The organism is Herpetosiphon sp. NSE202 (assembly GCF_042688385.1).
Lineage (GTDB): Bacteria > Chloroflexota > Chloroflexia > Chloroflexales > Herpetosiphonaceae > Herpetosiphon.
This window is the reverse complement of sequence record NZ_JBHUPY010000001.1, coordinates 660,829-681,796: the sequence shown is the minus strand read 5'-3', so window position 1 is coordinate 681,796 and position 20,968 is coordinate 660,829. Positions and strand designations below refer to the sequence as shown.

Genomic DNA, 20,968 nt, shown 5'->3' with positions numbered 1-20,968 from the left:
AAATGTGAAAGCAAGGTGCATTGTGAAGATCCCCTCACCCCAACCCCTCTCCCGTGCGCGGGCGAGGGGCTATAACCCTGTGGTTCTGCGGCAATTTCTTGGTAAAAAACGGGTGCTCCCCCTCGCCCGCGTTTTCGTGGGAGAGGGGGCTGGGGGGTGAGGGGATCTAATGTTTGCTTAGCAACACCAAACTCTCAACATGGCTGGTTTGGGGAAAGAAATCGTAGGGCTGAGCATGCTGAATGCTATAGCCACCAGCCTGCAAGATTTTAATATCCCTCGCCAAGGTGCCAGGATGACACGAAACATAGGCGATCATGGTTGGTTCGGCGGCAATTAACGCATTTAATGCCACAGGCTCAACTCCACGCCGTGGCGGGTCAACAATTGCCAAATCAAATTGTTGCTTGAGCTGGGGCAAAATTGCCTCGACCTTGCCAGTTTTCAGAGTCAAATTGTTAAGCTGATTGGCTTTGGCGCTGGCCTGAGCATCGCGAATCGCCGCCGGATGTTCTTCGATGCCCCAGCCATGGCCAATTTTATGCGCCAAAGGCAACAAAAACGTGCCAACTCCACAAAAACCATCAAGCAGGCGCGTCGTGTTATTCAAGGGCAAAAATTGCTCGATCTGCTGCAAAACTGCGCGCGCGCGCTCAACATTGGCTTGAAAAAAGCTGGTCGGCGTAATTCGCAAGCGCACATTGCCTAGTTGTTCATACAAATATTCAGCGCCCGCCAAGGCCATCCAGCCCTCGCGCGTCTCCGCTGAAACGCCAGCAATGGTTTTATCGGCGGCCAGCCAGCGGCGTGCCCAACTGCGCCAGCCACTCTGGCCTTGGCCCAGCAAATGGCCATGAATCGTGCCATCGGTGGTGCTCAAACGCAGGCTAATTTCGCGCAACCCAACCAAAGGCAACAGCGGTTTCAAGCGCTCAATCGCCGCATTCAAACGCGGATCAATAATCAAGCATTGATCAAATTCAACGATTTGGCGACCACCAGCAGCATAAAAACCAACCTGGCGGCCATCGATATGCACCCGTGCGACCGAGCGATAGTGCCATGGATCAGCGGCGGCGGTTGCAGCAACCTCAGCTTGGTCGGTTTGAGCCACAAAGCGCAATTGCTCGGCCAAAATCGTTTGTTTGGCTTGGCGCTGGCTCTCAATTGTTTGGTGCTGCCAATCACAGCCGCCACAGCGCTGATAAACTGGACATGGCGGAGTAACCCGTTCGGCAGCAGGATTACTTGGTGCTTCAAGCAACACGCCGCGTGCCCAACCATTACGCCGTTCGGTCAGCCGCACCCGCACCTGTTCGCCGGGCAAGGCCGCCGCCACAAAGACAGGTCGGCCCTCGTAACGGCCAACCCCATCGCCACCTTGAGCCAAGCCATCAATTGTGGTTTCTAGCTCACGCGGCCATTCAAAATCACTCATTTGATTTCCCATAGCATTAGGTTTTAACTTTGAGCGCACTCTGCATGAAGGCCACAACATCGCGATGGCGCACAATTCCCACCACCGCATCGCCATCGGTTACAGGCAGGCTATCGTAGCGTTGGCCAAGCATCGTGTAGTAGGCAGTTTGCATACTATCGCTCACGTTGAGTCGCGGCAAATCGGCTTTGGGAGTCATCGCATCGCCGACCGAGACACTGCGCCACTCGCCCATGGCATAGCGATACAAATGCTGCACGCTGATCATGCCAATCAGGCGTTCGGAGTGAACAACCGGAAACGCAGGCTCTGCTTGGCCCAACAAATATTGGCCAGCAAACAAATCGAGGGTCAGATGCGGCGAAACTGTGCGAAAACTGCGCGTCATAACCTCGCCAACCAAGGCCCGGCTCAACGTATAATTCAGCGTCGTTTGCACAAAGTTGCTTACCGCAGCGCGATTGGTCATCCAGCCCATCAGCAAAAGCAGGCTGCCAGTCAGGGCATTGCTCAAGAGCGTTACAACCCCAACCACCATCAAGCCATTACCAAGGTAGCGCCCAATCGTGCTGGCCAGCAGCGTCCCGCGCAGCAAGTCGTCGTTTAGAAACCAAAAGATCGAACGCAAGACGCGCCCGCCATCGAGTGGGTGGCAGGGCAGCAAATTAAAGACCGCCAGCAAACCATTAATAATCGCAATCGTTGCCCAAAAATTAGCCCAAACTCCCTGCGAAAACCATGAGCCAAGAAACGCTAGCACGGCCAAGGCCACGTTGACCAACGGGCCAATCAAGGCAATCTTAAATTCGCTTTGGGGCAAATCGACATCATCGGCCAGCTCGGTTAGGCCGCCAGTTAAAAACAAGGTAATTGCCGTAACTCGCAAGCCCAACCGGCGCGCCATCAGCGCATGGCCAACTTCGTGCAGCACAATCGAGCACAACAACAGTAATGTGCCAAACAAGGCCAGCGGTAAGCCCGATTGCCCATTAAGTGCAAACATTTGCTGGAAGCTATAGATGCTCAGGCCTGCTAAAACCAGCCAGCTCAGATGCAGTTTAATCGGGATACCGCTTACATTACCGATGCGCATGCTCCACACTAGGCTGCCTCCGTTTCCTCGTTGCCACGCAATTGATCGACCAATTCGTTGATTTCGGCGCTATAATCTTGTTCGCACTCTGGCCGATCGCGTTTCCAAATCATGCTATTCGTTGCTTTGAAGCCATAGCGGCCATACAAACGCATTGCGCCTTTATTGGCCTGCCGAACATCAAGCTGGACGTTTTGACAGCCTTTGCCCTCGGCCCGTTGGCACGCATAATCAAGCAATTTAGTGCCAATCCCTTGGGCGCGAGCTTCTGGCACAAGGTAGAAATCTTCTAAATAGGCATACGGGGCAGCAGCCCAAGTCGAAAGCCGATAATTAATCTGAATACAACCCACAACTTCATCCTCGTTGGGGCCACGTTCAGCAATCACAAAATCACTAAATCCCGTGGTCAGCATCGCCCGAATCACATCTTCGATCGCTGCCAAATCGGGCGGAGTTGCGCCTTCTTCAGTAGCCAAAGCCGAAACGAGGGGAGCGAGCAAAGCAGCATCTTCAGGGTGACACAAACGCACACTAAAGATCGATTCAAAATGCGCCATAAACGCTGGTCCTTACTTTAAGAATAATTTGTATTATACCGCAGTCGCGTTGGCCGCTTCGAGCGACTCTGCATTGGTTGCGCGCCGAGCTTGCCACCAATTAAAGCTGGCTAAAGCCCAAAAGAGCAGCGACACCACTGCCGAAATAATGCACCATTGACACCATTCGTGCAGCACCCAAGCCTCAATCGCCGTAAAATAGGCCGAGAAAGCTAGCGCCACGCTGGCCAAACCAAGATTGATCGTTGGCAGGCTAAAGCGCCCAAGTTGGTTGCGTTGCAGGCTCAGCACGCTCAGCACAACCAAAATTAAGAAGCCAACCAAGCCAATGTAGGCCACTGGAATGCCATTGCTCGGCGGAAAAACGCTGTATTTGCTGGCCTGCACTGCTTCACAATTGCCAACCACGCCACATACCAATGGGCCACTTTGAGTTGGGCGCAAACGATGAATCGATAAGTAGGTCGCATTAATCAAGCCGCCAAGCGCCAAAAAAGCCATGGCCATGCGCGGCCAATATGGACGCTCGTCCATCTTAAGCCTCCAAGATTTAGGGTGTAACCCCTAATTTCGCATCAATTGCCGTTTTGATGTCAAAGTAATAATTACCGACGAACGTAATCCGATCATCATTGATAAAGACAGTTGGAGTCTGATCAAGGCCGAGGCTTTTGGCTGAATCATACGAGGCATTAATAGCGGCCTTGTGGGTTTCAGCATCCATACAATCTTCCAAGGCATCGAGGTTTGCTCCGGCCTGAACCGCCGCATCAAGGATCAGTGGATTGGGATTATCAAGGTTTGTCCATTGGATTTGGCTATCGTACAGCGCCATATGCACTGGCCAGTAGACATTTTGATCGCCAGCACAGCGGCTTAGTTCAGCAGTATATTGAGCCGATTTATGGATGCTGCGCAATGGCAGCTCGCGATAAATCCATTGCACTTTGCCAGTTTCGATGTATTCTGCATCAAAATTGGCAGTCGCCAAGTCAAGTTCAAGCTGACGACAACCTGGGCATTCAAAATCAGCAAATTCAATAATTTTGACTGGCGCATTTGGGTCGCCTTTATACCAATAGCCTTCTGAGGTTTGGCCCACTGCAGCATTAATCAAAGGCCGCACTGGAATACTGGCACTTGGCGGCGCAACTGGGGTTTGCAGCGCTTGAAACAAGACAAACGTCAAGCCAACAATGCTAGCCAAGCCAAGCAGCAAGTAAAATGGCAACAACGAGCGTTTCTCTTGCACGCGCTGGCGACCTTGGCGCGATTTGGGTGTATTGCTCATGCAATCGATCCTTTCATACAAACAGCGAACTTCTGGCAACCAAGCTGCTGCCACCGTTGCATCGTAGCGAGCTTTAAGCACGCTGGCTATCAGAAAATAGTCCCATGTTTGGGCTTCTCAGCAAGCCCTAATCTTTGCATTGCCCAACGCGCCCCAGCCTTGCCCGAAAGCAACACCAGCGGAATTCCGCCGCCAGGATGGGTCGCGCCACCAACCAAGGCCACGTTATCGAAGCCTGCTGGTTGGTTTGCTGGGCGCAAAAAGGCTGCTTGCAAGCCATGCGAAGCCGGCCCATACAACGAGCCACGCCGCGCATTGGTCATGCTCGCCAAATCGGCGGGCGTGAGCATGGTTTCACTGATAATCGCCTCATTCAGTCCAACCAAGCCATGCTGCTCCAAACGGCGCACCACTAAATCGCGATAGGCCGCAGCCTCGCGTTGCCAATTGACCCGCCCGGTAACTGGCGCATTGACCAAGACAAAGAGATTCATCATCCCAGCTGGTGCATGCTCTGGGTTGGCGCGACAAGTGGCGGCAATATAGATGGTGGGATCGACTGCTGGCACGCCATGCGCAAAAATTGCCCGAAATTCGGCAGCGTAATCGCCGCTGAAGAAAATATTATGATGCTGCAATTGCGCATAATCGCGATTGACCCCCAACATTAACACAAAGCCCGAACATGCCAGTTCATGGTTGGGCGCTTTGGTGGTTGGAATCAGCTGATCAAGTGCATACAAGGCATCTGCATTGACAATCACATAATCGGCGTTGATCGTACGGCCATCAGCCAAGCGCACGCCAGTCGCAGTTTTGCCCGTCAGCAAGACCTCAGTCACAGTGCTATTCAACTGAATATCAACCCCAATCTCGCCAGCAATTCTGCCGAGCGTGGCCGCTAATTGATACATGCCACCATCGATATACCAGCCGCCTTGAGCAATTTCAACATAGGGAATAATGCAAAAGGTTGCTGGCGAACGATAGGGCGACGAGCCATTGTAGGTTGCATAACGATTGAACAATTGGCGCAGATAGGGGTGCTTAAAATACTGGCGCACTGCTTGATCAACAGTTTTCAAGGGCGCAATCTTCCACACATCGCGCAGCAAACGCGGTTGCAGCATCGTGCGTAAGCCCTTAAATGGCTCAAGCAAAAATGGCTCAGCAGCCGCTTGATAAATTTGGGCGCTAAACGCCATAAAGCCCAAAAAGCCCGCCACATCGCTTGGCTCCAAGCGTTCAATCTCGCTCAGCAGTTTGGGCAAATCGCTCCATGCATCGAGGCGCGTGCCATCGGGCCATTGATAGCGGCAGGTTGGATCAACAGGCTTGATAGTTAATTCGTTGGCAAGCTCGCGCCCAACGCTGGCGAGCAATTCTTCGACCACCCATGGCATGGTAAACAGCGATGGCCCGGTATCAAAGCGAAAGCCATTGTGCACAACTTGGGCCATTTTGCCACCAAGAGCATTATTTTTTTCGCAGAGCGTTACGGCAACCCCCGCCGCGCGCAGGCGTAACGCTGCCGCCAAGCCACCCAAACCACCACCAACAATCACCACATGCTGCATGCAATCATCCTTGAATTAACACCCAATACTTTGCAATCATCTGCTATTGTACCGCGTGTTGCTGTGCATATGCGAACAAAACGCTTAACCATGGGTGAGGATTTTTTGACCCGAGGCAGCACGCTATGCAGCTCAGTCCAAAATCAAAAACCCCTCACCGCGTCGGGCAAGGGGGTGCAATCAGACAACGCTCGGGTTTGTTATTGGTACTGTTGCACCATGCGTTGGGCATGCTCGGCAACTTCGGCCCGCAGATCGGCGGGAGCCAGTACTTCAACATCAGCGCCCCAACCAAGCACCCACGAACGCATTTCGCGCGTGCCGGCCAGCTTCATCGAAAGCTCACAACCACCATCGGGCAAGTCGATGACTTCTTGCGAACGATGCCAGGTGCTTTCTTTAACCCGCCGCGCCACAACTGCACTGAAGCGTAAGCGCACAGTAACCGTATTGCCCTCGTCCATAATGCCCCAGCTATCGGCGAGCATCGAATAAGGGTCAAAATCGGTTGGAATCACATATTCAGTATCGAGAATTTCGGCGCGTTGAACTCGTTCGAGCTTGAACGTGCGTAAAGCATTGCGCAACGGATCATGGCCAATTACATAGGAGGCTGGCTCAAAGCGCGATACTTCGAGCACATATGGCGCAACAGTGCGCTCCTCTGGCTCATCGCGGTTCGAGGCCCAATACGAAAATTTAACCATGCGCCGATCAGCCCAAGCTCTGGTAAAAGTCTCAAGCACCAAAATATATTCACGCCTGGTTGGCCGCAGCTGAATTTGGGCTGCAACATTGCTCAGGTGTTTGGCAATCGTTTCGTCTGGCAGCGAGGCTGCAATTTTTTCAAGCGCTGCCACCACATGTGGGTTTTGTTCATCGCTATGGTGGGCCAGCAAGCGCGCCGCAAAAAATAACGAAATCGTTTGATTCAAATTCAAGCGCACAGTCGAAAGATAATCTTCGCGATTAATTCCAAACTTGCCCTCAAATTGCCACATGGGCACGCCCATGTCTTCAAGCGCCCCCAAATCGCGGTAGATGGTGCGCCGATCCATGCCCGTGGCCTCGGCCAAATCCATCACCCGCAAGCCTTGGGGATTATTATAGAGTTTGCGTTCGATCCAGCGTAAACGTGCTGCTTTACTGGCTAAACGTTCATCGCTCATAGCACCCTCAAGCATAAGCGCTGCTCAAAAAAGAAGCACGGCAAAGGCCGTGCCAGCAGCAAGCTCCGAATGTGTTGGCTAGAACACATTTAATACAGCTAGCACGACCATAATTGCCAACAACCCACCGCCCATCAAAATGATCCGTACAAGATCATGGCGAATGAAGATGTATTCCAAATCAGGGTTGATGCCAGTTGAGGTTGATGGTTTGATGTTACGAATTGGTGCTCGGCGGCGCGCCCGCGTCGAACGGCGTTGGATTGTCATGACCGTGTATCCTCCTTGTTTGTCAAACTATTATAGCAGATAAGCCGCTGCGTTCAGCTGCCCGCAATGCGCTTGCATTGACCAAAATGTATAGGATGCTGAGCACAAGCATTAATCAATAAGGCGCATTCACTTGACCTTTGCAAGCGAAAACTCAGCAGAGCAAACGCTATGGTAGGATACAGCAAGTATCGTTGTTAACTCAAGGAGGAGTTATGCCCCACGCTGATCAATTAATTATCAATATAGGTCGCTTAGCAACTGGCCAACAAGCGCCGTTGCGCGGCCCCAACTTGGCCCAATTAACCTGCATCGATCAGGCGGCGATCGCTGTGCAAGCTGGCTCAATCGTCGCGCTTGGCAGCCAAACCGAACTCAGCAATTGGACCGCCGATCAGGTGATCGATGCCCAAGGCTATTTGGCAATTCCTGGCTTTGTCGACCCGCACACCCATGCCTGCTATGCTGGCGACCGCGCGCACGAGTTCGAGCTGCGGATCAAAGGCGCAAGTTATAGCGAGTTGATGGCAGCTGGCGGCGGCATTATGTCAACGGTGCGCGCAACCAGAGCAGCCAGCAAAGCCGAATTAGTCGCCCAAACACGGCCACGACTTGATCAATTATTGGCTCATGGCACAACCACAGTCGAAATCAAAACTGGCTATGGGCTGGATACTGCGACCGAATTAACCATGCTCGAAGCCATCGCCGAGCTGGCCCAAACCCAACCGATTGGCATCGTGCCAACTTTTATGGGCGCGCACGCGATTCCCGCTGAGTATCGCGATAATCCTGAGGGCTTTGTAACTTTGGTCGTTGAAGAGATGTTGCCAGCGGTAGCGGCGTGGTGGCAGCAGCAAACCATCTGGCAAGAGCCGTTGGCCTGCGATATTTTTTGTGAAAACGGCGCGTTTTCGGTTGCCCAAAGCCAACGCATTTTGCTCAAGGCCAAAGCGCTAGGCTTTCGCTTGAAGCTGCACGTCGATGAGTTTGAGCCATTGGGTGGTACGCCGCTGGCCGTCGAACTTGGCGCACTCTCGGTTGATCACTTGGTAGCCACGCCGCCAGAGCATATCGCAATTTTGGCCCAATCGGAGACCGTTGGCGTTTCGTTGCCTGGCACGCCGTTTGGCTTGGGCAAAAGCCAATTCAGCCCCGCTCGCAGCCTGATTGAAGCCAACGGCATTTTGGCTTTGGCCACCGATTGCAACCCAGGCACAAGCCCATGCGAATCGATGCCGATGGCAATTGCAATTGGTTGCCGCTACTTGCGGCTCACGCCAGCAGAAGCCCTGAACGCGGCAACCGTCAATTCGGCCTTTGCGATTCGCCAACACGAGCGGGTCGGCAGCTTAGCCGTGGGCATGCAGGCCGATATTGCCTTGCTCAACTTGCCCGACGAACGCCATATTGGCTACAAATTCGGCACGAATCCAGTTGCGATGGTGATTAAAGCAGGTACGGTGGTGCATCAAAACCAACTTCGCGCTGATCGCTAAGTGGTTGCTCGATCCAAGGCAGCTTGACCGTAAAGGTCGAGCCATGGCCTAGCTCGCTATTAACTTCAATATCGCCGCCCATTAATTTGCAGAGATTGCGACTAATTGCCAAGCCAAGCCCAGTGCCGCCATATTTGCGCGTCGTTGAGGCATCGGCTTGGCTAAAGTTTTGAAAAAGATTAGCAACCTGATCCGCCGTCATACCAATGCCTGTGTCACAAACCCGAATTTGCAAACAGGCTGGATCATCGGTTTCATCCAGAAACAGCGAGAGCGAAATTGTGCCATGCTCGGTGAACTTCGCCGCATTGCCCAGCAAATTAATCAACACCCGTCGCAGCTTCGAAAGATCAGTCCAAAACATCAAATTATGGTAGGTTTGGTCGATCAGCAGGCTATTTTTATTGCGATCAATCAAGGGGCGGATGGTGGTTACCACATCATTCAACAAAATGCTGACCCGCGTTTGTTCCCAATAAACTGGCATTTTGCCAGCCTCAATTTTCGAGAGATCGAGCACATCGTTGATCAAGCCCAACAAATGCGAGCCAGCAGAACGAATCCGATCCAAATCTTCGAGATACACCTGATGGTTGGAATCAATCAAATCTTCACGCATCACATCGGCGTAGCCAATAATCGCGGTCAGCGGCGTGCGCAACTCGTGGCTCATATTGGCCAAAAACTGGCTCTTGGTTTGGCTGGCGGCTTCGGCTGCATCTTTGGCGCGGCTCAATTCGTGGTTCAGCTGTTGTTGGGTTTGGTAAACATGGGCATTGCCAATTGCATACGAAATTTGGGCCGTCGCAGCTTCCATCAATTCGGCGTGCTCTTGGCCAAAATGGTCAACCTGCGAGTGTAAGAGCATCAAGATGCCCAAAATTCCGCTGGTACCAAAAATTGGCAAGGCCAAGACCGAACGGGCATCGTAGGGCGCGTTTGGCAAATGCAGCCAGCGCTCATCAGTGTGGGTATCTTTGATCAAGGCTAGCTGGTTGTGGGCCACAATCCAGCCCGCCAAGCCTTGGCGCATCACGCGGCCAACCAAATTTTGCTGTTCAATCAAGGTGGCTTTTTCGCGGGCCAAAATGCTATGCGTCACCATTTGATATTGGTCAATCAAAAAGATGCTGCCTTGCTCCGCCGTGGTTAGGTGCAAGGCCACATCCAGCGTGCTTTGCAAGGTTTGGTCAAGGTCAATTTGAGCGCTGGTGGCGCGCGCAACTTCGACCAAGCCAGCAAACAAATTACGTTGCGAGCGCAGCAAATCTTCATATTGATGGCGCTCGGTAATATCGCGCAGCAACAATAAATGGCCAAGATAGCGATTGCGGTCGCTCAATGGTGAGAGCTGCACATCGAGAATCAGCTTTTTGTCGGCGTGGGTTAATGGCTGTTCCCAGCGCAAATGCTGATCAGGGTCGTCGGCAGTTGGCGCAGCAAGCAAGCCTAAAATAGTAATTTCCGCCGATTGACCAATCTGATCCTGAGGCCGCAGCTGCAATAAATGGCCAGCAGTGGCGTTCATATCCATCACGCGGCGCTTGGCATCGAGAAAAATTACGCCTTCGCTGAGATTTTCCATCAAAATATGCCGCGCAATCGGAATTGTATCGAACAAACGATAGCGCAACGCGCCCCAAGCGAGGGCAACGGTGCTAATCACAAAGCCAAACGGGGTTAAATCAAGGTACGGAAAAGGCCGATAGCCCAAAATATGAAAAGCATTAGTAACCCAAGGCGCAACTGCGCTTAAAATCAAGGCAATAATTTGATTTTGATATAATGATGAAGAAAGTACGAGTGCTTGCAGCAAAATTAATGTTCCTGCTGCCATCAAGACATATGAATAGGCAGTATGCACCCAAAACCATGGCCCATAGTAGGTTTGGAGCATCGTATAATTGTGATACATCACAATTTCAGTATTAGTCCAAATCAAATGATGCCATTCATTCGTCCAAACCAAAATAATCGTGATGATTGGAATAATGAGCGCATATAAAAAACTACGCTTGGTAACAAATCGTTCTTGGCCAGTATAATACAAGGCATACGCAACCCAAGCCACAGGTGGCGTTGCAATACCGAAATATTGAGTTTTCGCAAAAATAACTTTGGTAGCTAAATCAACACTGACCAATTCCCATCCATACCCCAATGTCCAAAAAGCAACAGTAAACGCTAAAAGAGCGAACGGCCACATTTGGGCAACAAAGCGGCGACGCGAGACAATAATAGCAATTGCAAACGAAATACTGCTTGCAATTAATGTAGGAAATGTATACGATGGAATTTGCCAGTGCATAACAATACCTAGCCTAGTGATGACGGTGGCGATTTAGAATGTAGGTAGTGCGCGTGCCAAGATGCTTCATTTCAACCCCATGGCGCGGCTGCAAGCTCAAGTGTTCATGATCGTGCAACAATGCATAGGTTTCGGCGCTCACTTGAATGGTATTGGGTTGGGCGCTACTTTCCATGCGGCTAGCAATATTAACCGTATCGCCCCACAAATCGTAACTAAATTTGATTGTGCCAATCACCCCAGCAACCACCGGCCCGCTATGAATGCCGATCCGCATTTGCAATGGCTCGCCGTTGGGCATGCGAATTTGCTCAATCGCCGCTAGCATCGCGGTAGCAAACAAGGCCAAGCGTTCTGCATGGTCGGGCTGGGCAATTGGCAAGCCAGCCGCAACCATATAGGCATCGCCGATGGTTTTGATTTTCTCCAAGCCAGCATCAAGCGTCATCTGATCAAACAATGAGAACAGATGGTTCAGCCAAGCAACCAACTCTTGGGCATTAACATGGCCCGATAGCTCGGTAAAGCCCACAATATCAGCAAATAAAACACTGACACTGCTAAAATATTCGGCAATATTCGCTTGTTGATCTTTGAGTTGGTCAGCGATGGTTTGCGGCAGAATGTTGCGCAACAAGCGCGTCGACTGGGCTTGTTCTAAGGCGATTGCTTGCAGATACGCTTGTTCTTGGTCGTGGAGGCGCTTTTTTTCCAATGATGCTTCAATTCGGGCACGAAGCAAAGTTGTATTAAATGGTTTGGCCAAATAATCTTCTGCTCCAAGCTGAATGCCTTTGACGACGTTTTCCATATCATCGGCAGCTGAAACAATAATGACGGGAATATGGCGCAGCTGATCATTCTGTTTTAAGGTTTGCAAAACCTCAAAACCATTCATTACCGGCATCATAATATCAAGCAACATCAGATCGATCACATGGCTTTGAACATAATCAAGTGCTTGCTGACCATTCTCAGCAAGCACTACTCCATAATTGCGACGCACTAATTGGCGTTGTAAAAGAAAGCGGTTATCTTCGCTATCATCAACAACCAGAATACGGGGTTGGGTTGCGGTCATAGTGGCGTATCCTTGACTAAGGCTTGAATTTTACTAACAAGGCTAGTAAAGTCAACTGGCTTAATCTCATATTCGTTGCAACCTGCTTCCAAACAACGCTCGCGATCGCCGGCCATGGCATGGGCCGTCAAGCCAATAATTGGAATCTGGCTGACCGCAGGATTGGCCTTAATCGTGCGGGTTGCAGTCCAACCATCAACATTCGGCAAGCTCATGTCCATCAGAATAATATCGGGCATTAAGCTTTCAACCATATCGATCGCCTCTTGACCATCGACGGCGATGGAAACCGTAAAATCGCGGCGTTCAAGCCGGCGCTTCAGCATATCGCGATTCATTTCATGGTCTTCGACAAGTAGAATATGCATACAAACACTCCAATGCTCGTTGCTCCATGCCGAATCGCGAGGCTCTCTGCTGTTGCTAGTGTCGCGATTGGGCATTACGAGTCAGTTTACGATCGACTAATCGGGCTGGGCTAGGCCATAGACTTCGCGGGCTTCGGCAGCCACAAAGAGCGATCCGGTTACACAAATGAGGCCATCGACGGTGGTAAGTTGTTGAGCCAGCGTTAAGGCCTCGGCAACGCTGGTGGTCTGATGGACAGGGCGAGCATCGGTTGGCTGAATCATCTCAGCCAAGCGTTCGGGCGCTAAAGCCCGCGGATGGCGTGAACAGGTGGTGATGATCTGGGTTGCGGCGGTGCTGAGTTGCTGAATAATTGCCTGAATATCTTTGTCGCTTGATGTTCCTAAAACTAAGGTGAGTGGGCGTTTTGGGTAGTATTGCTTGAGCGCTTGCAACAAGACGCGGGCCGAATCGCCGTTATGTGCGCCATCGACAATCGTCAGCGGATTGTTGGCAATCTGCTCAAAGCGGGCGGGCCATTGGGTTGTAGCCAAGCCCTGGCGAATCGCATCGTCGCTGATGGGGAAACCAAGTTCGCGCAAGAGCATTGCGGCGCTGGCGGCAAGTTGGGCATTTTGCATCTGAAAATCACCCTTCAAACCAAGCTGATCGGGCACGATAACCAAGGGATATTCGGCAATCACGCCTGATGCTTGCTCCTGCAAGCCCGCCATGCCAGCGATAAACAACGGAGCCGCTTGCTCAGTAGCAATTCGGCCAATCACCTCAGCCGCTTCGGCCTGTTGCACAGTGCTAATCACTGGCACATGCTGCTTAATAATACCAGCCTTTTCGTAGGCAATTTTAGCCAGCGTATCACCAAGAATCGCCGTGTGATCATAACTAATCGAGGCAATCACACTCAACACCGGATCAACGCTGTTGATCGCATCATAGCGTCCACCCAAACCAATTTCAAGTACCGCTAATTCAATCGCCTGCGCAGCAAAGTAGTACAAGCCAAGCACCACCCCAATCTCATAGGTGGTTGCTGAGCCAAGCTCAGGGTCAAGCTGCTCAAGCAGTGGTTGTACGTGGTTAATCAACTCGACCAGCTGAGTTTGGCTAATTGGCTCACGATTGATTTGGATGCGTTCGCGATACGAGTGTAAATGCGGCGAGCTAAAAAAGCCAACTTTGAGGCCACTGTGGCGCGCAATCGACTCCAAGAACGCGCAGGTCGAGCCTTTGCCCTTGGTGCCAGCCACAATCACAGCGGGATAGCGCAACTGTGGATTATCTAAAAGTGCCAGCATTGCCTTGACTCGTGGTAAATTAAACTCAGTTGGGTTTTTGGGTAATTTCTTCTCGCTATCGAGGAAACTATAAATCCAATCCAAAGCATCTTGATAGGTTTGCAGCATTGAGGTGCACTCCGTCTAAACCAAATGATGCTTAGTGTACAACCAATAGCATAGAATAAGGATGAAGGATGAATTATGAGGGATGAATGCCGAAAGGCAAAAATCAGAAGGCAATAAAAGGATGAAGGATGAATTATGAGGGATGAATAGCGAAAGGCAAAAATCAGAAGTCAATAGTCAATAGCTGTATTGGTACATTGGGTTGGCAACCATGGTTCATTCCCTCACCCCCAGCCTCTCTCCCACTGAACGCGGGCGAGGGGAGCACCGGTTTTTACCAACGCAGTGCGCAAGAACCACGGGATTAAAGCCCCTCGCCCGCCACGTGGGAGAGGGGTTGGGGTGAGGGGGCAAACCGTCGTTAATCCAATGAACCAAGAGCCAAACGCCAATAGCCAATAGCCACCTCCCCTTCGCGCTCTTCGCGGTTCCAATCCCCGCACTCATTAAAATACAAAACCTCTCGACCATTGATGATCGAGAGGCTAGGAGCACAAAATTTTAGATACTGCTGGCATCGAGCGGCACGATGACGCGGACGGTTGTGCCCGCGCCAACGGCAGAGGTCATTTCGGCGCTACCGCCAACCATGCGCGCTCGTTCATCGATGTTGAGTAAGCCAAACGAGCCACGCTTGCTATAATTGGCGCGCACCGCTTGCAAATCAAAGCCTTTGCCATCGTCCTGAACCGTCGCCATCAACTCATCCCCTTGGCGAGTTAGGCGAATCCAAATATGCTTGGCTTCGGCGTGCTTCATGGCATTGTTGCTGGCCTCTTGAATGATATTAAACAAGGTGCCTTCGCGTTTGGCATCAAGCCGCAAATCGCCAACGGTTTCTTCGAGCAAAACTTGAGTTGGGCCATCTTTGAAGCGGGTAACATACTCACGCAAGGTTGCGACAAGCCCTTGGCTATCGAGAGTCAATGGGCGCAACTCAAACAAGAGCGTGCGAATATCGTAGGTGGTACGCCGCGCCAATTCGCCCATTTTGGTCAACTCTTGCATCACGCGGCTTGGTTCGCGCTCCAACAAGCGCTTTACAAACTCGATGTTCATGGTGATGGCAGCAACCGATTGGGCGGGGCCGTCGTGCAAATCGCGGGCCAATTGCTGACGTACTTCTTCTTCTTTGCTAATCAGCTTGGTGCGTTCATCGCGCAACTCACCAACCAATTGAGCGTTGAGCATCGCAATAATTGCATAATTAGCCAAGGCCGAAACCATGCCAAGTTCATCTTCGTTGATTTCGCTGCGATCAACCCCAACCACGACAATGCCATAATTGCGGCGGCCAGCACTCAGCGGGACACAGCACACACAAGCACAATTTTGCATCGAAGGCACGCTGCTAAGTGCATGCGATTGACTCAGATCAGTCAAAATACGCGGCGTGCCAGAGGCCAAAATTGAAGCCATAATGCCAGTTGGCTCAATCCCAATCCGCAAATTGAGATCGCCAGAACCAACGCCGACCCCAGCCGCCACATACAACTCATCTGGCTCGCCAGTGGGCAAGAGCACGACACTGCTGCGGCCATTGATCAAGCGAATCGATTCAGTAACAGTGGCATCAAGCACAGTTTGAAAATTCATGGTCGTGCTCAGTTTGTAGGCCACTTCGTACAACGAACGCATACGGTCGCGATACGATTCTGCATCACGTTGCGCAGTATCAACATCGCGGCGAGCGGCAATCACATGTTCGCGATTAATTTCGCTGGATTGGCCAGAAAGCGTGCTGACCAACCACGACACCAAAATCAAGGCTGTGCAATTGACCGCAATGCTCACAAACATCTCTTCGCTGCCAACATTGCTGGTATCGCCAAAGCGTCGCCGCAAGGTGATTGCTGCAAACACAACCGCGGCAATTACGCCCGTACCAACCGCTTGGGTTGGCGAGCGATTGGTCGAAGCCCAAACCGTGGGCAACATAATCAGCGCCACCATCAAGGTTAATGGCAGGCCGCTAAATAAGGCAAAAAGCCCAATAAAGCCAAAATCAACAATGAAAATCCACGAGGGGAGGTTGCGAAAGCGCGGTACAAAGGCCAAGCCAGCCATTACCAAGCCGTAGAGCGCATAGACCCACCAGGTGAGGGCAAAGGTCGTGGTTGGTGGCACAACGGTATGTTGATCGATGCGTGCGCCGACAACCAAAATCAAGCCAAGGCTAATCAACCGCACCAAGCTAAAAAGTGGATCACCGGACATTAATAGTCGTGGTGTAATGCGTGGGACGGAGATAGACATCGTTGAATCTTCCTCGGCACTAACTACTATCTAGAAGGAAATTCCGTCAATCAGTGGTTCGCCCTCGATTGCAGCCTGATACAGCTGCTCTTTGAGAATTTTACGGGCGTAAAATAGCCGCGATTTAATCGTTCCCTCGGGGCATTCGAGAATTTCGGCAATCTCCGTCAGTGAGTAATCATGGAAATAGTGTAAAACTAAAACTGCGCGATGCTGTGGCGAAAGGCGCTCTAAGGTTTGGCGCACAACGTCTTGCATCTCGCGGCGTTCGGCCACCACATCGGGCGCAGAACGCGAACTGGCCTTCAAACGCTCGGCCAATTGGTGAAATGGCTCGTACCATGGGCGTTGGCGCTTGATGCGGCTATAGCATAAATTAACTGTCACCCGATAGAGCCATGGCGCAAGTGGCATGCTGCCATCAAGCTTTTTGGCATGACGATACAACCGATAGAAACAATCTTGCAAAATTTCTTCGGCGAGTTGCTGATCGCGGGTAATGCCCAACGCTGTCTGGAACAATTGTTGGCGATAGCGATCAAACAATTGTTGCAGCGCAAGCATATCGTTGTTGGCGGTAATAGCCTCCAACAAAACAGCATCACTTCGCTCTGATTGTGGTTGATCGTCAGCGATTGCCATTTTGGTATTCTTTCTAAATGGTTGTGGTTAAATGTGGGCGCTTGTGGCCCATTATACCACAGCCATTTTGGCTTTCTAGCCTTGATTTTGGCCAATTGGGCGCGAATGTTGGGCCAACCAACTACTTGCGGTCTCATAATCTTGGCGGTGCATCGCCAACGCAGTGGTAAATTTGTCGGCTTCGGCGGCATCGACCTGCAATTCATAGCCATTCAAGGCCAAAAATCGCGCGGTTATCGCCAAGGCTATGCGTTTGTTGCCATCCCAAAATGGGTGGTTGCGCACCAAGCCAGCTAGCAACATGCCAGCTTTGGCGCACAAGCTTGGAAAAAGCTCCTCGCCAAACATCGATTGAAACGGCGTGGCCAAGGCCGAAAGCAATTGTTGAAAGCGCAAAACATCGAAGCTCTCGCCGTGTTCTTCAGCAATCGCATCGCGAATGCGTAAGGCTTCTTCTAAAGTAATATATTGAACATTGACTTCTTCGCTCATAACTGCTCACAACGTTGCTCAATCCACGCGGCCTGCTGTTCGCGATCCATGCCGCGTTCCGCCGCCACCAATAAAATCCAATCGTACAGGCTCTCGTCATCGGGTGTGTTGAAGCTATAGCCGTTGCGGGCCAAAAATTCAATCATCGCGAGCAAGGCTGTACGTTTGTTGCCATCGCTAAAACAATGGCCATGCACCAGCGCATCGAACAGCGCAGCAGCTTTGCTAAATGTATCAGGATAGAGATCTTCGCCAAACATGGTTTGTTGCGGCACTGCCAACGCCGTTGCTAGCTTCTCGAAACCCTGCTCGGTAATGCCATGAATGCCGCCGATATGTTGAATAACCATGGCTTGCAGCATAAAAGCATCAGTCAGGCCAAGATATTGGGTCACAGCAGCCTCCGCAAGGTTTCGGCATATTGGGCCATGGCTTTGCGCACCCGAGGCACAAGCTGCGGATCGACCTCGGGCAAGGCTTGCAGCGAAAGGTAGCCCTCTGCATCAAGCTCAACAGCAACTAAGATGGTGGTTTGTTGGCTGGCTTGCAGCCATTCGGCCAAATTGGCGGGCACTTCTTCTGGTTTTAATGTTAATTGTTGCATAGGGCAAAACTCAATTCAAGTTACATCTACGAACATTAATTCTTGATCCACGAAGGACACGAAGGGCCACGAAGCTCGGAACCGCGAAGGACACGAAGATCGCGAAGCTGTTTTTAGCCACAGATTCACGGATTTTATTCCCAACCCCCGACCCCCAGCCCCCGACCCCTGATCCCCAAATGCTATGTTCTATGCTCTATGTTCTATGCTCTTGCTTTCGGCCAATTCGGGCTTGGGAATGCTCAGGAAGTTGGCAAGCAAGGCTTTGCCATGCTCAGTCATAATCGATTCAGGGTGGAATTGCACGCCCTCGATTGGCAAGCTACGGTGGCGCAAACCCATAATCAAGCCATCATCGCTCCACGCAGTTGCCTCAAGATCGCTGGGCAAGCTGGCTTCTTCGACAATCAACGAGTGATAGCGGGTGGCGGTGAATGGCGATGGCACGCCAGCGAAAATCCCAACATTCAAGTGGGTAATTGGTGAAGTTTTGCCGTGGCGCAATTGGGGAGCGCGAATCACTCGCCCGCCAAAAGCCGCGCCAATCGATTGATGGCCCAAGCACACGCCCAAAATTGGGTATTCCATGCACAATTCGCGAATCAGCGGCACGCTAATGCCCGCTTCTGCTGGCGTGCACGGCCCAGGCGAGATTACAATGCGGTCGATTGTTTCCATTGTGCGAATGTCATCGACCTCGATTTCGTCGTTGCGCTTAACCACAACCTCGGCCCCAAGTTCGCAGAAATATTGATACAAATTATAGGTAAAGGAATCGTAATTATCGAGTAGCAAGACGGCCATGGAACACTCCTTGATCGCGGTTTAGAAATCGCTGGTATTTTGTACAAGTAAAACAGGAATTGGGCTATTAAACAAGATCTCGGCGCTGACATCTTCAAGCAACACCCGATCCAGCGGCGTGCGCGCGCGATGTGCGCCGATTACCAAGAGATCGTAGCCGCCAGTTTTAAGCTCTGCTTGAATTTCTTCGAGCACCATGCCTGCGCGAATCCGCACGCTCGTCGCCACCCCGCGCTCGGTCAAAATCGTTTTGGCAGCAGCAATGTTACGTGCAACCTCGCCCTGTTTTTCCATCACCAAATCGGCCAAGCGCTCAGGGTCGCGCTCCTCGGGCTTGTAGGTCAGCGAGAGTTGCGAAACAATGTGCAAAATTGTGACTTGGCCGCCGAGTGGCCCGATAATCGAGGCCGTCATTTGGGCATCGTGCAAGGTTGCTGGCCCACCTGCGGCGCAGACTAATGCGCGACGCAATTCGTTAGGTCGCCCTTGCATCAACAACATCGAGCAGGTTAAGCGGCGGGCCAACGAGCCGATTGCCGATTGACCAAGCCAACGCCGCCAACCTTCCTTGCGCAACGGCCCAAAAGCCACCAAATCGGGCTGGCTAGCGCGGGTTTCAAGCACAATCGCTCGTTCTGGGGTTGCACCACGCATGGTTCTAGTTGGCGCATGGTCGCTTTGCAACAATTGCTCAGCGTTGAAAAAATACATTTCGGCTTCATCTTGATGCGCTTCATCAACCAAAAAGGTGGTATTGACGTGGGCTTGACGGGCCAATGGCGCAAGATAGGCCACCATGCGTCGCGCTGCCGAAGAGCCATCAAGGTAAATCATTAAATTAAAAGGCTTCATAGTTGATCCTAGATAAATAACAGCAGAATCGGAGTCACGACCATCACCACCATAAATGTCACCAACATCGGCGTGTCGTTGACCACCCGATCAAGCAAGCGCAGAATTAACCGCTCATACGGGCGATAGAGGAACAGCAAAATAATTAATGAAATCACACTAATGCTGATAATTTCGGCCAGCACCACTGTAAAAGCAAATGGATCTTTGATCAACAATGAGGCCACCAGCGTATCAATAAAGGTCGTGATGTTAGCGCCCATAATGTAGGGCAAGGTATTTTCGCGCCGAATAAAGCCGCGCGCCGAAAGTGGCACCAAAATCGAGAGCGAAACCGAAACCGATAAAGTCAACGAGGTGACGAACGCACCCAGCAAAAACATTGCCCAAGGCCGATAAATCAAGCCGCCGATGCGGCCAAAAGCGTTATGTTCAGCATCAACTTGCGGCAGCGCTTTATCCAAAAGGCTAAATGCAAAGAGCAGCGTGCCCACTCCAATAACAAAAATCAGCACGCTGGTTGCTGGCAGCACGCCGCTGGTTGCTGGAGTTGCGCCAAAAATATTCACAATTCCGCCATCGATTGTACGCAGCAGCCAAGCCACAATCGGGTCAAACACCTGCTCGACAAAATCGAAAATCGCCGAAGGCAAGGCAATCCGCACTTGGTCGAGGCCGCTATCAGTCAATAGCCAATAGCCAATCGCCAAAGCCGGAATGTAGGTGGTGGCCGTTACGCTCAGCGCCAACACGCCAATCGAGAGCGAGGCAGCTTTTTCGCGGCCCCGCAAAAAGTAGATGAAGCCAATCACCAACACAATAAACGAAGCCCCAAGCCGCGAACCAGTAATCATGGTAAATGCTTGCAGCGGATCGATGACTTTGCTATCGAGAAACGAAAGTGCAATCCCTGCCACTGGCGAACCACTCAACACGCCATAGGCAAACAGCCAGCCAAAGCCCAGCGTATTGAGCGCATTTTCAATTCCCAAGGTTTTGGTAAGAAACGGACCCAACCCACCTGCGCCTTTACTTAACAGCCGCAACGCCAAAATAAAGAAGAACAGGCCAATGACCACAAATCCCAATTTCATCAAGCGCCGCAACCAACGATTGCGTTGCAATAATGAGCGCGTGGCCGGACTATCCACACCAAGCGCTTGCTCCGACTGGTGTTCGCTCATGCAATGCCTCCCAAAGCACCAGAGAATCAGATCAAAGTATACAGGAAAGTCAAAAATCAAAAGGCAAAAGGCAAAA

21 protein-coding genes are annotated in these 20,968 nt (G+C 51.5%); 1 reads left to right on the top strand and 20 read right to left on the bottom strand.

Annotation, left to right across the window (positions count from 1 at the left end; all coding sequences use genetic code 11):
* Positions 1 to 166: 166 nt before the first annotated feature.
* From rlmD to ACFMKP_RS02935, 8 genes are all read right to left on the bottom strand, one after another.
* Positions 167 to 1,438: a 23S rRNA (uracil(1939)-C(5))-methyltransferase RlmD gene (rlmD, locus tag ACFMKP_RS02970; RefSeq protein WP_382288924.1), complete on the bottom strand. Its 1,272-nt coding sequence runs from the start codon at positions 1,436 to 1,438 to the stop codon at positions 167 to 169.
* A gap of 16 nt (positions 1,439 to 1,454) precedes the next feature.
* Complete coding sequence (locus ACFMKP_RS02965; RefSeq protein ID WP_382288922.1) at positions 1,455 to 2,531, bottom strand: site-2 protease family protein; 1,077 nt, start codon at positions 2,529 to 2,531, stop codon at positions 1,455 to 1,457.
* An 8-nt stretch (positions 2,532 to 2,539) separates the two neighbouring features.
* A complete protein-coding gene (locus tag ACFMKP_RS02960; RefSeq protein WP_204757291.1) occupies positions 2,540 to 3,091 on the bottom strand; it encodes a GNAT family N-acetyltransferase in 552 nt (183 codons plus the stop codon).
* A gap of 33 nt (positions 3,092 to 3,124) precedes the next feature.
* Complete coding sequence (locus tag ACFMKP_RS02955; protein WP_382288919.1) at positions 3,125 to 3,625, bottom strand: vitamin K epoxide reductase family protein; 501 nt, start codon at positions 3,623 to 3,625, stop codon at positions 3,125 to 3,127.
* Positions 3,626 to 3,641: 16 nt separating this feature from the next.
* Entirely contained in the window at positions 3,642 to 4,382 is a 741-nt protein-coding gene (locus ACFMKP_RS02950; protein ID WP_382288918.1) for a DsbA family protein, read from the bottom strand.
* Between the two features lie 89 nt (positions 4,383 to 4,471).
* On the bottom strand, positions 4,472 to 5,959 hold the full coding sequence (locus tag ACFMKP_RS02945; RefSeq protein ID WP_382288916.1) for a phytoene desaturase family protein: 1,488 nt from the start codon (positions 5,957 to 5,959) through the stop codon (positions 4,472 to 4,474).
* Between the two features lie 200 nt (positions 5,960 to 6,159).
* Positions 6,160 to 7,128 carry a helix-turn-helix transcriptional regulator gene (locus ACFMKP_RS02940; RefSeq protein WP_382288914.1) on the bottom strand — a complete coding sequence of 323 codons (969 nt, stop codon included), beginning with the start codon at positions 7,126 to 7,128 and terminating at the stop codon, positions 6,160 to 6,162.
* A 78-nt stretch (positions 7,129 to 7,206) separates the two neighbouring features.
* Positions 7,207 to 7,398, bottom strand: a complete 192-nt coding sequence (locus tag ACFMKP_RS02935; protein ID WP_382288912.1) for a hypothetical protein — start codon at positions 7,396 to 7,398, stop codon at positions 7,207 to 7,209.
* 215 nt (positions 7,399 to 7,613) lie between these two features.
* Between ACFMKP_RS02935 and hutI the strand changes: the two genes are divergently transcribed.
* Positions 7,614 to 8,897 (top strand): imidazolonepropionase, encoded by a 1,284-nt coding sequence (gene hutI / locus ACFMKP_RS02930; RefSeq protein ID WP_382288910.1) that lies wholly within the window; start codon positions 7,614 to 7,616, stop codon positions 8,895 to 8,897.
* Here the strand turns inward: hutI and ACFMKP_RS02925 are convergent.
* The 12 genes from ACFMKP_RS02925 to ACFMKP_RS02870 all read right to left on the bottom strand — a co-directional run bounded on the left by ACFMKP_RS02925 (position 8,848) and on the right by ACFMKP_RS02870 (position 20,892).
* Positions 8,848 to 11,205 (bottom strand): histidine kinase N-terminal 7TM domain-containing protein, encoded by a 2,358-nt coding sequence (locus ACFMKP_RS02925; RefSeq protein WP_382288908.1) that lies wholly within the window; start codon positions 11,203 to 11,205, stop codon positions 8,848 to 8,850. The genes hutI and ACFMKP_RS02925 overlap by 50 nt on opposite strands.
* 13 nt (positions 11,206 to 11,218) lie before the next feature.
* Positions 11,219 to 12,286: an adenylate/guanylate cyclase domain-containing protein gene (locus tag ACFMKP_RS02920; RefSeq protein WP_382288906.1), complete on the bottom strand. Its 1,068-nt coding sequence runs from the start codon at positions 12,284 to 12,286 to the stop codon at positions 11,219 to 11,221.
* Positions 12,283 to 12,654 (bottom strand): response regulator, encoded by a 372-nt coding sequence (locus tag ACFMKP_RS02915; RefSeq protein WP_382288904.1) that lies wholly within the window; start codon positions 12,652 to 12,654, stop codon positions 12,283 to 12,285. The genes ACFMKP_RS02920 and ACFMKP_RS02915 overlap by 4 nt, the downstream gene beginning before the upstream one ends.
* 96 nt (positions 12,655 to 12,750) lie before the next feature.
* The gene (locus ACFMKP_RS02910) at positions 12,751 to 14,058 is read right to left on the bottom strand and encodes a bifunctional folylpolyglutamate synthase/dihydrofolate synthase (protein WP_382288902.1); all 1,308 of its coding nucleotides are present in this window, start codon (positions 14,056 to 14,058) and stop codon (positions 12,751 to 12,753) included.
* 501 nt (positions 14,059 to 14,559) lie between these two features.
* Positions 14,560 to 16,314: a histidine kinase gene (locus tag ACFMKP_RS02905; protein WP_382288900.1), complete on the bottom strand. Its 1,755-nt coding sequence runs from the start codon at positions 16,312 to 16,314 to the stop codon at positions 14,560 to 14,562.
* Between the two features lie 30 nt (positions 16,315 to 16,344).
* Positions 16,345 to 16,956 carry an RNA polymerase sigma factor gene (locus ACFMKP_RS02900; protein ID WP_382288898.1) on the bottom strand — a complete coding sequence of 204 codons (612 nt, stop codon included), beginning with the start codon at positions 16,954 to 16,956 and terminating at the stop codon, positions 16,345 to 16,347.
* Between the two features lie 75 nt (positions 16,957 to 17,031).
* Positions 17,032 to 17,448, bottom strand: a complete 417-nt coding sequence (locus ACFMKP_RS02895) for a type II toxin-antitoxin system death-on-curing family toxin (protein WP_054535319.1) — start codon at positions 17,446 to 17,448, stop codon at positions 17,032 to 17,034.
* The gene (locus tag ACFMKP_RS02890) at positions 17,445 to 17,843 is read right to left on the bottom strand and encodes a type II toxin-antitoxin system death-on-curing family toxin (protein WP_382288895.1); all 399 of its coding nucleotides are present in this window, start codon (positions 17,841 to 17,843) and stop codon (positions 17,445 to 17,447) included. The genes ACFMKP_RS02895 and ACFMKP_RS02890 overlap by 4 nt, the downstream gene beginning before the upstream one ends.
* Positions 17,840 to 18,052 (bottom strand): hypothetical protein, encoded by a 213-nt coding sequence (locus ACFMKP_RS02885; RefSeq protein ID WP_204757277.1) that lies wholly within the window; start codon positions 18,050 to 18,052, stop codon positions 17,840 to 17,842. Before ACFMKP_RS02885 ends, ACFMKP_RS02890 begins: the two co-directional genes overlap by 4 nt.
* Before the next feature lie 189 nt (positions 18,053 to 18,241).
* On the bottom strand, positions 18,242 to 18,856 hold the full coding sequence (locus ACFMKP_RS02880; protein ID WP_204757276.1) for an aminodeoxychorismate/anthranilate synthase component II: 615 nt from the start codon (positions 18,854 to 18,856) through the stop codon (positions 18,242 to 18,244).
* A 21-nt stretch (positions 18,857 to 18,877) separates the two neighbouring features.
* Positions 18,878 to 19,708: a universal stress protein gene (locus ACFMKP_RS02875; RefSeq protein ID WP_382288893.1), complete on the bottom strand. Its 831-nt coding sequence runs from the start codon at positions 19,706 to 19,708 to the stop codon at positions 18,878 to 18,880.
* An 8-nt stretch (positions 19,709 to 19,716) separates the two neighbouring features.
* On the bottom strand, positions 19,717 to 20,892 hold the full coding sequence (locus ACFMKP_RS02870) for a hypothetical protein (protein ID WP_382288891.1): 1,176 nt from the start codon (positions 20,890 to 20,892) through the stop codon (positions 19,717 to 19,719).
* Positions 20,893 to 20,968 lie beyond the last annotated feature (76 nt).